Origin of the sequence: Limimaricola cinnabarinus, assembly GCF_002723615.1 — a bacterium.
In the GTDB taxonomy this organism is placed as follows: domain Bacteria; phylum Pseudomonadota; class Alphaproteobacteria; order Rhodobacterales; family Rhodobacteraceae; genus Limimaricola; species Limimaricola cinnabarinus_B.
The window spans coordinates 1-13,858 of record NZ_KZ304973.1; the positions used below are offsets into that span (position 1 = coordinate 1).

Consider the following 13,858-nt stretch of genomic DNA (forward strand, 5'->3'; position numbering starts at 1 on the left):
CCCCGCCGGCCAAGCCCGCGCCGCGCACGGGCGACAAGGCCGCGCGCGCCGCCCGCGCCCGCGCGCAGGCCGCGGGCATCACCCGCGTCACCGGCAAGACAGAGCTGGTGCAGGGCTTCTTCGACAGCGTGCGCGAGCGCGATCAGTGACGGCACCGCGGCCCTTCCAGATCGTGATCGGCGCGCTGGCGCTGGCCGGTGTCGCCAAGGCGGCGCTCTTGGTGGGCGATATCGGTGCGACCCGGTCGCCCGAGAGCGCGCGGCCGAACCTCTTCGTCGGCGCGGCCAATGCCGCGGGCGGCGCGCCCGAGCCCGAGCCTGCGCCCCAGCCCGCACCCGAACCGGTGGCCCAGACGATCCCGCAAAGCTGCGCCGCGCCCGAAGAGGTGCTCTCGGCCATCGCCACCGAGCGCGGCCTGCTCGACGAGCAGCGCGCCGCACTCGACGCGCGCGCCTCCGAGATCGCGCTGGCCGAGGAGACGCTCGCCGTCGAGATGGCGCGCCTGGGCGAGCTGCGCGGCGAGCTCGAAGGGCTGATGACCAAGATCGACGAGGCGCACCAGGCCGATGTCGCGCGTCTGGTGGCGCTTTACGTCAACATGAAGCCGCGCGACGCCGCGACGATCATGAACGATCTCGACATCGAGGTCGCGGTGACGGTGCTCGGCGCCATGCCCGAGCGCGACGCCGCCCCGGTGCTCGCGGCGATGAACGTGGTGCGCGCGCAGGCGATCTCGATGATCATCCTCGAGCGTTCCAAGCTGCCGGGCGACCAGCGGCTCAACGGCATCCGGCTTCAGTAAGCCTAGTCCTCCTCGCGCAGCATGGAGCCTTCGGGCGGGGCGCGGCGGATGCGGCGCTTGAGATCCATGATGTAGCCGATGATCTCGGCCACCGCCTGCCAATGCTCGGCCGGGATCGCGTCATCGACCTCGACCACCGCGTGCAGCGCGCGGGCCAATGGCTTGTTCTCGACGATGGTGACCTCGCTTTCGCGCGCGATGCGGCGGATCTGCGCGGCGACGAGATCGGCCCCCTTGGCGACGCAGACGGGTGCTGCATCGACCCCCGGCGTGTAACGCAGCGCCACCGCGTAATGGGTCGGGTTGGTCAGCACGACCGTCGCCTGCGGCACGGCGGTGGCGATGCGCTGCTGGGCGCGCTTGCGGCGCAGCTGCGCCCGCTTGCCCTTGATATGCGGGTCGCCCTCGCTGTCCTTGTGCTCGTCGCGGATCTCCTTGAGGCTCATGCGCTGCTTGCGGGTGTAGTCGATCCGCTTCCAGATGATGTCGATCAGCGCGACCACGGCGAGAAAGGCCGTCGCCCCCACGAGGATGCGCACCGCCGCGCCGCGCGCATGCGGCAGCAAGGTCTCGGGCGCGAAGCCCGGCGCCTGCCAGATCCCGGTGACCGAGGAGCGCACCGCCATGAGCGCGATCACGGTGACCACCGCCACCTTGGCGATGTTCTTGAGAAACTCGACCAGCGCGTCGGGCGAGAACATCTTCTTGAAGCCGGAGCCGGGGTTGATCTTGGACAGCTTGGGCTTGATCCGCTCCAGCGCCACCACGGTCTGGCCCTGGATCAGCACGCCGAACAGCGCCGCCAGCACCATGACGAGCGCCAGCGGCGCCAGCGTCACCGCCACCGTGCCGACGAGATGCTGCGCCACGCCGCTGACATCGCGCAGCCCCGCCGCGCCCGAGCCGATCTCGATGCTGCCCGCCGAGGCCAGAAGCCCCGACAGGTCGCCCGCCAGACGCGGCATGAGGCTCGGCAAGAGGTAGAGCGAGATGACGAGCAGCGCGAAGGCGCTCATCATGTTGCCGGTTTCCTTGGAGGAGGGGACGTCACCCTTCTGCCGCGCCTTGCGCAGCTTGGCCTCCGTCGGCTCCTCCGTCTTGCTGCTCTTGTCTTCCTCGGACATCGCGCCCCCCTAGAAGCTGAAGCCGATGAGCCAGTCGCCCAGCGCCTGCATGGTCCCCGATAGCATGGCCGGCCCCGCCGCGACGAGGCCCAGAAGGCCGGTGGCGATCAGGATCGGCGCGGCGACGAAGAACACCGGCAGGCTCGGCATCGCCCGGTTGGCCAGACCCATGCCGAGATTAAGCACCAGTGACAGCACGTAGAAGGGGGCGGCGAGCGAGACGCCGAGATAGAAGCTCTGCGCCACCGCGCGCACCGATTGCTGCGCCAGATCGCCCAGCATCAGCCGGCCGGGGGGAAACAGCGCATAGCTGTCGAGCAGCGCCCGGATCATCAGATGATGCAACTCGGTGGCGAAGACGAGCGCCACGCCGGCCATCAGCAGCGCGCCCGCGATCAGCGTCGAGCCCTCGAAGCTTCCCGTCCCCGGCGCAAAGGCATTGGACAGCCCCGCGACCATGCCGATCTGGTAGCCCGCGAATTGCAGCGCCGAGAACAGGATGCGCGCCGTGGTGCCGATCCAGATGCCGATGGTGACCTCCACCGCGAACATCGACAGCAGCACCACCGGGGCGCTCTCGGCCAGCCCCTGGGCGGGCGCGACCGGCACCAGCGGCGCCAGCGCCGCGCTGAGCGCGAGGCCGAACAAAAGCCGGTGCCGGGCGGGGATGGTCTGTTCGCCGAAGCCCGGCAGGAACATCAGCGCCGCCCCGAGCCGGGCGAAGACGAGACCCGCCAGCAGCGCCTGCGAAACGAGGAAGGCCCCGAGATCCAAGCCCTAGCCGCCGATGGTGGCGACGGTGCGCAGCGCCGCCTTGCGGTGCACCTCGTTATGCGAGATCACCTGCGTCATCGGGCTGACCCGCTCCAGCATGGAGCGCACGAAGGAGCGGACCTCGGGGCTGACCATCAGCGCGGGCCACTCGTCCTTCTGGGCGAATTGCTGGATCTCCTTGCGCGCCTCCAGCACGAATTCCTGCACCCTTTGCGGCGACATCAGGAAATTGCGCTCGTCGCCGTTCATCCGCACCGCGCCGTTGAACTCGCCCTCCCAGGCCGCCGACATGGTGATCACCGGCACGAAGCCCTGCGCGTCGGTCAGCGCGTGGCAGATCTGGTTCGACAGGCGGCGGCGCACATGCTCGGTGATCAGCGTGACGGAGGAGGTCGTGCGCCCGGCCTCGGCGATGGCCTCGACGATCAGCGGCAGGTTGCGGATCGAGATCCGCTCCAGCAGCAGCGCCTGCAGCACGTGCTGCACGAGGATGGTCGGGCTGGTGCCCGAGATCTCGCCCGCGAGCTTCTGGTAGGGGCGGGGCAGCCCCTCGATCAGCTCCTGCACCGCGCCATAGGTCAGAAGCTCGGGCATGTGCTGCTTGATCACCTCGGTCAGGTGGGTGGTGATGACGCTTTCGGGGTCGACCACGGTGCAGCCCGCGGCCTCGGCCTGATCGGCGAGGGGCTGGTCGACCCAGACGACCTCCAGACCGAAGGTCGGGTCCTTGCTGCGCTGGCCCGGAAGCGCGATCCCGGCCTCGGAAGGGTTGATCACCATCATGCCGGTGGCGCGGATCTCGGCGGTGGCGGCGGCGACGCCCTGCACGGTGATGGCATAGCTGTCGGGGCCGAGCGCCGGGTCGTCCTTGATCCGCACCGAGGGCAGCACGAAGCCGTATTCGCGCGCGAAGAGATGGCGCAGGCTCTTGATCTTGCCGGGCAGGGCGGCGTCGGGGCGGTTGATCAGCGGCACCAGTGCCCCGCCCAGATCGAGCCGCAGATCGTCGAGCTTCAGCGTCTGCTGCACGTCGTCCTCGGAAGGGGCCTCGGCGGCCTGCTCGCTCGCGATGGCCTGCGCCGTCTCGCGCGCCGAGCGGGCCTTGGCCTCGCGGCTCATCACGTAACCCAGCCCCGCCATCATCGCGGCGAGGATGACGAAGACCGGCAGTGGAAAGCCGGGCAGCAGGCCGATGCCGCACAGGAGACCGGCGGCCATGTAGAGCGCCTTGGGAAACTTGCCGAGCTGGCCCAGCACCGCCTCGTTGGCCGCGCCCTCGGTGCCGCCCTTGGTGACGATGAGACCGGCGGCGAGCGAGACGATCAGCGCCGGGATCTGGCTCACCAGACCGTCGCCGATGGTCAGCGTGGTATAGACATTGGCCGCTTCGCCGATCGGCAGGCCGTGCTGCACCACGCCGATCAGGATGCCGCCGACGATGTTGATCATGGTGATGATCAGCCCCGCCACCGCGTCGCCGCGCACGAATTTCGACGCGCCGTCCATCGCCCCGAAGAAGCCGCTCTCGTCCTCGAGCTCCTTGCGCCGGGTCTTGGCGGTCGCCTCGTCGATCAGGCCTGCGCCGAGATCGGCGTCGATCGCCATCTGCTTGCCCGGCATCGCGTCGAGCGAGAAGCGCGCGGCGACCTCGGCGATGCGGGTCGAGCCCTTGGAGATGACGATGAAGTTGATCACCACGAGGATCGCGAAGATCACGATGCCGATCACGAAGCTGCCCGCGACGATGAAGCGCGAAAAGCCCTCGATCACGCCGCCCGCCGCCCCCGGCCCGGTATGGCCCTGGCTCAGGATCAGCCGGGTCGAGGCGACATTGAGCGACAGGCGCAGCATGGTGACGACCAGGAGCAGCGTCGGAAAGCTGTTGAACTCCAGGGGCTTCGGAATCCACAGCGCGACCATCAGGATCAGCGCCGAAAGCGCCAGCGACACCGCGAGGCCGAGATCGAGCAGCACCGAGGGCAGCGGCACGAACAAGACCGCCAGCACCAGCGTGACGCCGACCGCGAAGCCCACGTCGCGGTTGGCGAGGCCCGCCGCGAGCGCGGTGGAGGAAAGGGTGGGCTTGGTGGCGGGGGGCTGGCTCATGCGGGCCTCACGAGGATGGGGAGGGCGGGGAGATCATCGGCTTGAGCGGCGCGTCGCTGTAGATGCCGAACCGCGCGCCGCCCGCCGATCCGTCCGCCGATCCGTCTGCCATGCCGCCCGCCGCTTTGCCGGTCGACCAGCCGCGCCGCGCGCCCGGCGCGGGCTGCAAGGAGGGGCGCGCCGCCCCCGCCCCGGGGCGCGCCCCCGGCGCCGCGACATCGCGAAACTTCTCGATCCGGTCATTGGCGGTCTCGATATTGCCGCGCAGCGCCGCGAGATAGACCTGCTGCGCCTCGGGCGTGCGCGAATGATAGGCCCCGGCGGCGGCGGTCCAGTCGCCGAATTCCTCGTAGAGCCTGCGCAAAAAGCGCGCGGCGTAATCGACATTGATCGCCGGGTCGAAGCCCTGCGCCGCGCCGTCGAAGGCCTCGGGGTGCCAGCGCATGTTGATCTGCATGCAGCCCACATCGATGCTCTCGATCCCGGCCGCGCGCCGCGCCGCGATCCAGCCCAGCGCCGCCTCGCGGTCGTCGAAAAGCCGGCCTTCGCCCGCGGCGTTGACCGCCCAGGGCCAGATGGTGAGCTGGCCGCCCCGCGTCACACCCGCCTCCTGGATGCCGATCGCCAGGAGCAGGTTGCCGGGGATGCGGTGGCGCAGCTGCGCGCGCAGGATCTCGGCCACGCAGACGCCGTGCTCCAGCGGCGCGCCGCGCGCCTCCGCCCCGGCAGCACCGGCGACACCCGCGGCATCGCTGCCGCGGTAGAAATCCCCCCATCCGGCAAGGCCGGGCCGGGGGGCGAGCGCCGAGGCGAGCGCGAGAACCAGCGCGAGCCGCCTCATGCGCCGCCGCTCGCGATCAGGTCGAACACCCGGTCCGACAGCCGCGTCAGCGTCGCATAGATGAAGGGGGTGGCGGCCAGAAGCCCCAGAAAGATCGCCGCGATCTTCGGTACGAAGGTCAGCGTCATCTCCTGGATCTGGGTCAGCGCCTGGAAGAAGGCGATGACGAGGCCGACGCCCAGCGCCAGCGCCAGGATCGGGCCGGAGCCGATCAGCACCGCGAGGATCGTGTCCGACAGGATGTCGTAGGTGTCGCTTTCGGTCATCGCCGCGCCTGCGCCCCCGCCGGTGCCGCGATCAGAGCGGCATCCGCATGATTTCCTGATAGGCCTCGACGACCTTGTCGCGCATCGAGACCATCACCTTGACCGTGCTTTCGAGCTCCAGCGTCGCCTCGACGACGCGCTGGGTGCCGATTTCGCCGGTCAGCCCCTTCTGCGCCACCGCCTCCGCCTCGCGGACCTTGCCGACGGCCCCGGTCGTGGCGGTCTGCAGCATCTCGGAAAAGCTCTCGCCCTTGGCCGTCGCGGCCTCGGGGCCGGGCAGGCCGGAAAGCTCCTTGGAGGAGCGGTAGGCGCCGCGGACGCCGGAGGTGGAGAGGATCGAGGAGAACTCGGTCATCGGTCAGCCTTATCTGAGAAGGTCGAGCATCTGGCTGCGCATGTCGCGCCCGGCCTCGAACATGTTCATGTTCGCCTCGTAGCTGCGCGAGGCCTCGCGCATGTTGCTCATTTCGAGGATCGGGTTGACGTTGGGCATCTTGACCATGCCCGCCGCATCCGCCGCCGGGTGGGCCGGGTCGTGCATCAGGGTGAAGGGGGTCTTGTCGCGGCCGATCTTGTCGACGGTGACGAGCGAGGCGCCGATCTCGCGGTCGACCAGCTCCTCGAAGGCCAGCGTCTTGCGGCGATAGGGCTCGGCGCCCGGCGTGCTGCCGGTCGAATCCGCGTTGGCGACGTTCTCGGACACGATCCTGAGCCGTTCGCCCTGCGCCCGCATGCCGCTGGCGGCGATGGCGCTGATCGAGGAAAGCGGGTCCATGGCGGTCTCCTATGGCTTAGCGCAGGCCGGTGGCCGACAGGGTGAGAAGCTCGTGGCCCTTGCGGTAGAGCTGCGCCGCGAGGCGGTAGCTTTCGCTGACCTCGGCGGATTTGACGGTCTGCTGCTCCAGCACAACGGTGTTGCCGTCGAGCGAGCGCTCCCAGGCGGTGGTGTCGGTCACGGCGCGCGGCGCGCCGTGGCTGCCGCCGCTGCTGATATGGCGCGGATCGGTGGTGACCGCGCCGGGCTGCGCATTGGCCAGCACCGCGTCGAACCTGGCGAGATCCCTCGCGCGGTAGTCCGGGGTGTTGGCATTGGCGATGTTCTCGGAGATCACCTTCTGCCGCGCGGCGAGCCAGTCGAGCCGCTTTGAAGCAAGAGCGAAGAAGGACATGCCATCGAGCATTTGCGTTTCCTTTCGGGTCGAGCATGGATAGCATGTATAAATCCGCATGACTACGGGACAGGCGCCATGCAAACCGCATTTTCCGATCTGACGTCGCAACTGCGCAACGCCGCCGAGGCGCGGGTGACCGGCGAGGTGCGCGCGGTGCTGGGCCTGTCGCTCACGGTGAGCGGTCTGGAGCGCGCGGTCGGCATCGGCGGGCGCTGCACGGTGCATGGCGCGCGCGGGCCGGTGCTGGGCGAAGTGGTCGGCATCGACGCGCGCGGCACGCATCTTCTGCCCTTCGGCTCGTGGGAGGGGGTGGTGGTCGGCGACCGGGTCGAGCACAGCCCACGCGGCGATCTTGTGCGCCCCGATGCCGGGTGGATCGGCCGGGTCGTCAACGCGCTGGGCGAGCCGCTCGACGGGCGCGGGCCATTGATGGAGGGCGAAGCGGCGCGGATGGTGCGCGCGGGTCCACCGGCAGCCTTCGCCCGCCGCCGCGTCGGCAAGCGGCTCGACACCGGGATCAAGACGCTCGACGTCTTCGTGCCGCTCTGCCGTGGCCAGCGCATGGGCGTCTTCGCGGGCTCGGGCGTCGGCAAATCGACCCTGATGGCAATGCTGGCACGCGGCGCGCGGGCCGACGTGATCGTCGTCGGCCTCGTCGGCGAGCGGGGCCGCGAGGTGCAGGATTTCATCCAGGAGGATCTCGGCCCCGAGGGCATGGCGCGCTCGGTCATGGTCGTCTCGACCGGCGACGAGCCGCCGCTCATGCGCCGCCAGGCCGCCTGGACCGCGACCGCGGTGGCCGAGCATTTCCGCGACCAGGGGTTGCAGGTGCTCCTGCTTCTCGACAGCGTCACCCGCTTTGCCATGGCGCAGCGGGAGATCGGGCTCGCGGCGGGCGAGCCGCCGACCGCCAAGGGCTATCCGCCGACGGTCTTCGCCGAACTGCCGCAATTGCTCGAACGCTCCGGCCCCGGCTCGGAGGGGCAGGGCGACATCACCGGGCTCTACACCGTTCTGGTCGATGGCGACGACATGAACGAGCCGGTGGCCGACGCGGTGCGCGGCGTGCTCGACGGGCATGTCGTGCTCGACCGCGCCATCGCCGAGCAGGGGCGGTTTCCAGCGGTGAACATCCAGAAAAGCATCTCGCGCATGCTGCCCGCCTGCCATTCGCCCGCCGAATACGCGGTGCTGCAGGCGGCGCGGCGCAGCCTCGCGCGCCATGCCGACATGGAGGAGCTGATCCGCATCGGCGCCTACAAGTCCGGCTCCGACGAGGAGGTCGACGCCGCGATCCGCTTTGCCGGGCCGGCCGACGCCTTCCTGAGCCAGCGCAAGGGCGAGAGCATGATCGCCGATGAGAGCTTTGCCGAGATCTACCGCATGCTGAGCGAGGCAGGGATCGCCGTGGCGCTGCCCAAACCTCCCGCGCCGCCGCAGCCGCTGCGCCGCGCGCCCGCCTGAGGGGGCTTTCGCCCGCGCCCGCGCGCGGCTAGAGAGGTCCGCTCGGACCGGCCCGGCGGGGCCATTCACGGCGGAGACCCCTCATGACCCCCACGGCCTGCGGCATAGATTTCGGCACCTCCAATTCCACCGTGGGGCTGGGAGACGCGCATGGCGCGCGGCTCATCGCGGTCGAAGGCCACGAGACGACCATCCCCAGCGCGGTGTTCTGGGAGGTGGACGATCCCACCCCGATCTTCGGCCGCGCCGCGATCGACGCCTATGTCGAGGGCGAAGAGGGGCGCTTGCTGCGCGGGCTGAAAAGCACGCTGGGCTCGTCGCTGATCACCGAGCGCACCGCAATCGGCCGCCGTTCGGTCAGCTTCGTCGAGATCCTCGGCCATTACATCGGCCATCTGCGCGCCCGGCTCGATGCCGAGGCACCGGGCGTCGAGCGCGCGGTGCTGGGCCGCCCGGTGCATTTCGTCGATGACGACGCGGCGGGCGACCGCGCGGCGCAGGATGCGCTGGAGGAGATCGCGCGCGGGGCGGGCTTTGCCGAGATCGGCTTTCAATACGAGCCGATCGCGGCGGCGCTGCATTACGAGAGCACGGTCGCGGACGAGGAGCTTGTCCTGATCGTCGATATCGGCGGCGGCACTTCGGATTTCTCGGTGGTGCGGGTCGGCCCCGACCGGATGGCGCGGCCCGACCGCGCCGACGACATCCTCGCCAATGACGGCATCCGGGTCGGCGGCACCGATCTCGACCGGCTGCTGAGCCTCGCCAGCGCCATGCCGCATCTGGGCCTCGGTAGCCCGATCCGCGGCGGCAAGGGCGACATGCCGCGGCATTACTATGTCGATTTCGCCACGTGGCACCGGATCAACCGGCTCTACGCGGCGCGCGCGCTGTCGGACCTCAAGGCGCTCTTGCGCGAGGCCGACGCGCCCGAGCGGGTGGGCCGCATGGTGCGCGCGGTGGAGGACCGGCGCGGCCACGCGCTGGCCATGGCGGTCGAGGGGGTGAAGGTCGACCTGTCGGAGGCCGAGGCCGCGCGGCTGGAGCTTGGGCCGCTGGTCGGCGGGCCGAACCCGGTTGTGACGCGCGAAGCCTTCGAGGAGGCGATCGCCACGCCGCTGGAGCGGATCGGCGCGCGCATCGCGGCGGTGCTGGAACAGGCCGGGGTCGGGCCGCAGGCGATCGGCACGGTGTTCATGACCGGCGGCTCGTCGCGCCTGCCGATCCTGCGGTCGCTGGTCGCCGCGCATCTGCCGCAGGCCCGCATCGCCACGGGCGACATGCTGGGCTCGGTCGGCACCGGCCTCGCGCTGGAGGCGGGCCGCCGTTTCGGCTGAGCAACGCAAAAGGCCCGGGCGATCTGCCCGGGCCTTTTGCTTTCGTCCTGCCGCGCTTCAGAGCGGCCGCTTGAGCCATTTCGAGATCACGCCGACGATCCCTTCGCGGAACAGCAGCACGCCGAGCACGAAGATCACGCCCTGGATCACCGTGACCCATGCGCCCATCGAGGCGAGGTAGTTCTGCATCGTCACCACGATGGTCGCGCCGAGAATCGGCCCGAACACCGTGCCGACCCCGCCCAGAAGCGTCATCAGCACCACCTCGCCCGACATCGACCAATGCACGTCCGTCAGCGAGGCAAGCTGGAACACCTGGCTCTTGGTCGCGCCCGCAAGCCCGGCGAAGGCGGCCGACAGCACGAAGACCATGAGCTTGTAGCGGTTGACCCGGTAGCCCAGAGAGATCGCGCGCGGCTCGTTCTCGCGGATCGCCTTCAAGACCTGCCCGAAGGGCGAATGCACGATCCGGTAGAGAAACAGGATGCCGCCGAAGGTCACGGCGAGCACGAGGTAGTAGAGCGCCTCGTTGCTGTCGACGGGGAAGATCCCGAAGAGCGAGCCGCGCGGCACCGATTGGATGCCGTCCTCGCCGCCGGTGAAATCGGCCTGCAGCGCGAAGAAGTAGAACATCTGCGCGAAGGCCAGCGTCACCATGGCGAAGTAGATCCCCTGCCGCCGGATCGCCAGCGACCCGATGGCAAGGCCGAGCAGGGCGGCGGCCAGCGTGCCGACGAGGATCGACAGCTCCGGCGTCAGCCCCCAGACCTTGGAGGCATGCGCCGCGACGTAGCTCGCCCCGCCGAAATAGGCGGCGTGGCCGAAGGAGAGAAGCCCGCCGAAGCCCAGCAGAAGGTTGAAGGCCGCGGCGAAGAGCGCGAAACACATCACCTTCATCGCGAAGACCGGGTAGACCAGCATCGGCAGCACCGCGAGCAGCACGAAGAGCACGGCGAAGATCGCCATGTGCAGCTTGGGCATGCCGGCGGTGGCCGGGCGGCGCTCGTTCGGGGCGGGCTGAAGATCGCTGACGCTCATCACGCGTTCCTCCCGAACAGGCCCTCGGGCTTGATCATCAGCACGATGGCCATGATCACGAAGATGACGACCGCCGAGCCCGCCGGGTAGAACACCTTGGTCAGACCCTCGATCACGCCAAGGCCGAAGCCGGTGACGATCGCGCCCATGATCGAGCCCATGCCGCCGATGACGACCACGGCGAAGACGACGATGATCAGGTCCGCGCCCATGTTCGGGTTGACCGAGTAGATCGGCGCCGCGAGCACGCCCGCAAAGCCCGCCAGAGCCACGCCGAAGCCGTAGGTCAGCATGATCATCAAGGGCACGTTGATGCCGAAGGCGCCGACAAGGGTCGGGTTCTCGGTCGCGGCGCGCAGATAGGCGCCGAGCCGGGTCTTCTCGATCACGAACCAGGTGCCGAAGCAGACGATGACCGAGGCCACGACGACCCAGCCGCGATAATTGGGCAGGAACATGAAGCCGAGATTCTGCCCGCCCGAGAGCTGGCTCGGGATGTTATAGGGCAGGCCCGAGATGCCGTAATAGTTGCGAAACAGCCCCTGGATGATCAGCGCCACGCCGAAGGTCAGCAGCAGGCCGTAGAGGTGATCGAGATGGTAGAGCCGCCGCAGCGCGAGCTTTTCGAGCACCACGCCCGTCGCGCCGACGACGATCGGCACGATCAGGAGCGCCCACCAGTAGTTGATGCCCAAGTATTCGAGCAGCATCCATGCGACGAAGGCGCCGAGCATGTACTGCGCGCCATGGCTGAAATTGATGATGTTGAGCAGGCCGAAGATCACAGCCAGCCCGAGCGAGAGGACCGCGTAGAACGACCCGTTGATCAGCCCGAGCAGGAGCTGCCCCATCAGAACCTGCGGCGGAATGCCTAGGAGTTCGAACATGCCTGTCCCGTTGTTTTGAGTGGCCCCGAGGGGCAGGGGTGGGCGCGCCCCGCAAGGCGCGCCCGCATGGGCATCAACCCGCCTTCACGAACTCGCAGCCCGCGCCTTCCATCGGCAGGAAGGCGTCCTCGCCGGGGATGGTCGAGACGTGCTTGTAGAGGTCCCACTCGCCGGTGGATTCGTCCGGCGTCTTCACCTCGTAGAGATGCATGTCGTGGATCACGCGGCCATCCTCGCGCACGTAACCCTCGCCGAAGAGCGGATCGTCGAAGGAGTTGGCCTTCATCCACTCGGCCACCACGTCGCCATCGGTCGAGCCGGTGGCCTCGACGGCGGCGAGGTAGTGCATGGTGCCCGAATAGACCCCGGCATGCACCATGGTCGGCTTGGAGCCGAACTCCTCCTCGAAGCGGGCCGACCATTCGCGGGTCTCGTCGTCATGATCCCAGTAGAAGGCTTCGGTCAGCACGAGGCCCTGCGCCGTCTCCGCGCCGAGCGCGTGGACGTCGGTGATGAACATCAGCAGTGCCGCGAGCGACTGGCCCGACTGGGTGATGCCGAACTCGGCGGCCTGCTTGATGGCGTTGACCGTGTCGCCGCCGGCATTGGCGAGGCCGATCACGTCCGCGCCGGAGGCCTGCGCCTGCAGCAGGAAGGAGGAGAAGTCGGTCGCCGGGAAGGGGTGGCGGACCGAGCCCACGACCTCGCCGCCCGATTCCTCGACGATCTTCATCGTCTCTTCCTCGAGCGAGTGGCCGAAGGCGTAGTCGGCGGTGAGGAAGAACCACTTGTTGTCGCCGCGCTCGGTGACGGCGCCGCCGGTGCCCTTGGCAAGTGCCGCGGTGTCGTAGGTCCAGTGGATCGTGGTCGGCTGGCACTGCTCGCCGGTGAGCTGGGTCGAGCCCGCGCCGCTATCGATCAGGATCTTGTTGGCCTGCGCGGTGATGTCGGCCACGGCGAGCGCGGTCGAGGAGGTCGGCACGTCGAGGATCGCGTCGACGCCGTCCTGGTCGTACCACTGGCGCGCGATGTTCGAGGCGATGTCGGGCTTGTTCTGGTGGTCGGCCGAGATCACCTCGACATTGAGCCCCTTGGACTCCGCGTCGAAATCCGCGACCGCCATGCGCGCCGCGACCACCGAGCCTTCGCCCGAGAGGTCGGCATAGACGCCCGAGCGGTCGTTGAGCACGCCGAGCGTCACGTCCATGCTGTCCTGCGCCATGGCGGGCAGGCCGAAGGACGCGACGGTGAGCGCCCCGAGTACCGTTTTCTTCATGTTTTCCTCCCAGTAGGTGGCGCTTTTCATGCGCCTTGCGAAGTCACACGCCCAGATAGGCGTGCAGCTTGTCGATATTGGCGTCGAGTTCGGCATTGGGGATCATGTCCACCACCCGGCCCTGATCGACGACGTAGTGCCGGTCCGCGACCGAGGCCGCGAAGCGGAAGTTCTGCTCGACCAGCACGATGGTGAAGCCCTCCTGCTTCAACTGCCGGATCGTCGCGCCGATCTGCTGGACGATGACGGGGGCGAGGCCCTCGGTCGGCTCGTCCAGAAGCAGAAGCTTCGCGCCGGTGCGCAGGATGCGGGCGATGGCGAGCATCTGCTGCTCGCCGCCCGACAGCTTGGTGCCCTGGCTGCGCTTGCGCTCCAGGAGGTTCGGAAAGAGCTCGTAGATCCGCTCCACCGACAGGCCGCCATCGGCGATCTTGGGCGGCAGCATCAGGTTCTCCTCGACATTGAGCGAGGAGAAGATGCCGCGTTCCTCGGGGCAGAGCGCGATGCCGAGCTTGGCGATATGGCGCGGCTCCATCTGAATCGTCTCCGCGCCGCGCATGGTGACCGAGCCCTTGCGCTTGGACAGGATGCCCATGATCGCCAGCAGGGTCGAGGTCTTGCCCGCGCCGTTGCGGCCCAGAAGCGTGACGACCTCGCCCTCGCGCACCTCGAAATCGATGCCGTGCAGCACGTGGCTTTCGCCATACCAGCCCTGAAGTCCCTCGATCCTGAGAAGCGCGTCGCCGCCGGCGGCGGTGCTGTGGGTCATGG

General features: G+C 69.0%; 15 protein-coding genes. 3 read left to right on the top strand and 12 right to left on the bottom strand.

The genetic code is table 11. The features are described 5' to 3' along the window. Positions 1 to 145: 145 nt before the first annotated feature. Positions 146 to 802 carry a MotE family protein gene (locus CJ301_RS15665; protein WP_099278309.1) on the top strand — a complete coding sequence of 219 codons (657 nt, stop codon included), beginning with the start codon at positions 146 to 148 and terminating at the stop codon, positions 800 to 802. Positions 803 to 804: 2 nt separating this feature from the next. On the opposite strand, the gene flhB is transcribed toward CJ301_RS15665, so the two are convergent. The 8 genes from flhB to flgB are packed head-to-tail and all read right to left on the bottom strand — an operon-like array spanning position 805 to position 7,094. Further along, positions 805 to 1,926 carry a flagellar biosynthesis protein FlhB gene (gene flhB, locus CJ301_RS15670; RefSeq protein ID WP_099278310.1) on the bottom strand — a complete coding sequence of 374 codons (1,122 nt, stop codon included), beginning with the start codon at positions 1,924 to 1,926 and terminating at the stop codon, positions 805 to 807. 9 nt (positions 1,927 to 1,935) lie between these two features. Further along, positions 1,936 to 2,700 (bottom strand): flagellar biosynthetic protein FliR, encoded by a 765-nt coding sequence (locus CJ301_RS15675; RefSeq protein ID WP_099278311.1) that lies wholly within the window; start codon positions 2,698 to 2,700, stop codon positions 1,936 to 1,938. 3 nt (positions 2,701 to 2,703) lie between these two features. Continuing rightward, complete coding sequence (flhA, locus tag CJ301_RS15680) at positions 2,704 to 4,806, bottom strand: flagellar biosynthesis protein FlhA (protein ID WP_099278312.1); 2,103 nt, start codon at positions 4,804 to 4,806, stop codon at positions 2,704 to 2,706. Between the two features lie 7 nt (positions 4,807 to 4,813). Continuing rightward, positions 4,814 to 5,647 carry a lytic transglycosylase domain-containing protein gene (locus tag CJ301_RS15685; protein WP_099278313.1) on the bottom strand — a complete coding sequence of 278 codons (834 nt, stop codon included), beginning with the start codon at positions 5,645 to 5,647 and terminating at the stop codon, positions 4,814 to 4,816. Further along, the gene (locus tag CJ301_RS15690; protein WP_099278314.1) at positions 5,644 to 5,913 is read right to left on the bottom strand and encodes a flagellar biosynthetic protein FliQ; all 270 of its coding nucleotides are present in this window, start codon (positions 5,911 to 5,913) and stop codon (positions 5,644 to 5,646) included. The genes CJ301_RS15685 and CJ301_RS15690 overlap by 4 nt, the downstream gene beginning before the upstream one ends. A gap of 31 nt (positions 5,914 to 5,944) precedes the next feature. Then, complete coding sequence (locus CJ301_RS15695; RefSeq protein WP_099278315.1) at positions 5,945 to 6,268, bottom strand: flagellar hook-basal body complex protein FliE; 324 nt, start codon at positions 6,266 to 6,268, stop codon at positions 5,945 to 5,947. Between the two features lie 9 nt (positions 6,269 to 6,277). Beyond that, positions 6,278 to 6,688, bottom strand: a complete 411-nt coding sequence (flgC, locus tag CJ301_RS15700; protein ID WP_099278316.1) for a flagellar basal body rod protein FlgC — start codon at positions 6,686 to 6,688, stop codon at positions 6,278 to 6,280. Between the two features lie 16 nt (positions 6,689 to 6,704). Further along, complete coding sequence (gene flgB, locus CJ301_RS15705; protein WP_099278317.1) at positions 6,705 to 7,094, bottom strand: flagellar basal body rod protein FlgB; 390 nt, start codon at positions 7,092 to 7,094, stop codon at positions 6,705 to 6,707. A 66-nt stretch (positions 7,095 to 7,160) separates the two neighbouring features. Between flgB and fliI the strand changes: the two genes are divergently transcribed. Together fliI and CJ301_RS15715 are read left to right on the top strand one after the other, a co-directional pair. Beyond that, a complete protein-coding gene (gene fliI / locus CJ301_RS15710) occupies positions 7,161 to 8,549 on the top strand; it encodes a flagellar protein export ATPase FliI (RefSeq protein ID WP_099278318.1) in 1,389 nt (462 codons plus the stop codon). 83 nt (positions 8,550 to 8,632) lie between these two features. Next, positions 8,633 to 9,886: an Hsp70 family protein gene (locus tag CJ301_RS15715; RefSeq protein WP_099278319.1), complete on the top strand. Its 1,254-nt coding sequence runs from the start codon at positions 8,633 to 8,635 to the stop codon at positions 9,884 to 9,886. A 57-nt stretch (positions 9,887 to 9,943) separates the two neighbouring features. On the opposite strand, the gene CJ301_RS15720 is transcribed toward CJ301_RS15715, so the two are convergent. The 4 genes from CJ301_RS15720 to CJ301_RS15735 form a co-directional block, all read right to left on the bottom strand. Then, a complete protein-coding gene (locus CJ301_RS15720) occupies positions 9,944 to 10,924 on the bottom strand; it encodes a branched-chain amino acid ABC transporter permease (protein ID WP_099278320.1) in 981 nt (326 codons plus the stop codon). After that, on the bottom strand, positions 10,924 to 11,811 hold the full coding sequence (locus tag CJ301_RS15725) for a branched-chain amino acid ABC transporter permease (protein WP_099278321.1): 888 nt from the start codon (positions 11,809 to 11,811) through the stop codon (positions 10,924 to 10,926). The genes CJ301_RS15720 and CJ301_RS15725 overlap by 1 nt, the downstream gene beginning before the upstream one ends. A 73-nt stretch (positions 11,812 to 11,884) precedes the next feature. Beyond that, positions 11,885 to 13,087: an ABC transporter substrate-binding protein gene (locus CJ301_RS15730; RefSeq protein ID WP_173812377.1), complete on the bottom strand. Its 1,203-nt coding sequence runs from the start codon at positions 13,085 to 13,087 to the stop codon at positions 11,885 to 11,887. 43 nt (positions 13,088 to 13,130) lie between these two features. Continuing rightward, entirely contained in the window at positions 13,131 to 13,856 is a 726-nt protein-coding gene (locus CJ301_RS15735) for an ABC transporter ATP-binding protein (protein ID WP_099278322.1), read from the bottom strand. Positions 13,857 to 13,858 lie beyond the last annotated feature (2 nt).

What these genes read in the sequence shown, in the direction of transcription:
- flhB (WP_099278310.1), bottom strand. Translation starts at nt 1,926, where the DNA reads ATGTCCGAGGAAGACAAGAGCAGCAAGACGGAGGAGCCGACGGAGGCC.
- flhA (WP_099278312.1), bottom strand. Translation starts at nt 4,806, where the DNA reads ATGAGCCAGCCCCCCGCCACCAAGCCCACCCTTTCCTCCACCGCGCTC.
- CJ301_RS15685 (WP_099278313.1), bottom strand. Translation starts at nt 5,647, where the DNA reads ATGAGGCGGCTCGCGCTGGTTCTCGCGCTCGCCTCGGCGCTCGCCCCC.
- CJ301_RS15690 (WP_099278314.1), bottom strand. Translation starts at nt 5,913, where the DNA reads ATGACCGAAAGCGACACCTACGACATCCTGTCGGACACGATCCTCGCG.
- CJ301_RS15695 (WP_099278315.1), bottom strand. Translation starts at nt 6,268, where the DNA reads ATGACCGAGTTCTCCTCGATCCTCTCCACCTCCGGCGTCCGCGGCGCC.
- flgC (WP_099278316.1), bottom strand. Translation starts at nt 6,688, where the DNA reads ATGGACCCGCTTTCCTCGATCAGCGCCATCGCCGCCAGCGGCATGCGG.
- flgB (WP_099278317.1), bottom strand. Translation starts at nt 7,094, where the DNA reads ATGCTCGATGGCATGTCCTTCTTCGCTCTTGCTTCAAAGCGGCTCGAC.
- fliI (WP_099278318.1), top strand. Translation starts at nt 7,161, where the DNA reads ATGCAAACCGCATTTTCCGATCTGACGTCGCAACTGCGCAACGCCGCC.
- CJ301_RS15715 (WP_099278319.1), top strand. Translation starts at nt 8,633, where the DNA reads ATGACCCCCACGGCCTGCGGCATAGATTTCGGCACCTCCAATTCCACC.
- CJ301_RS15720 (WP_099278320.1), bottom strand. Translation starts at nt 10,924, where the DNA reads ATGAGCGTCAGCGATCTTCAGCCCGCCCCGAACGAGCGCCGCCCGGCC.
- CJ301_RS15725 (WP_099278321.1), bottom strand. Translation starts at nt 11,811, where the DNA reads ATGTTCGAACTCCTAGGCATTCCGCCGCAGGTTCTGATGGGGCAGCTC.
- CJ301_RS15730 (WP_173812377.1), bottom strand. Translation starts at nt 13,087, where the DNA reads ATGAAGAAAACGGTACTCGGGGCGCTCACCGTCGCGTCCTTCGGCCTG.
- CJ301_RS15735 (WP_099278322.1), bottom strand. Translation starts at nt 13,856, where the DNA reads ATGACCCACAGCACCGCCGCCGGCGGCGACGCGCTTCTCAGGATCGAG.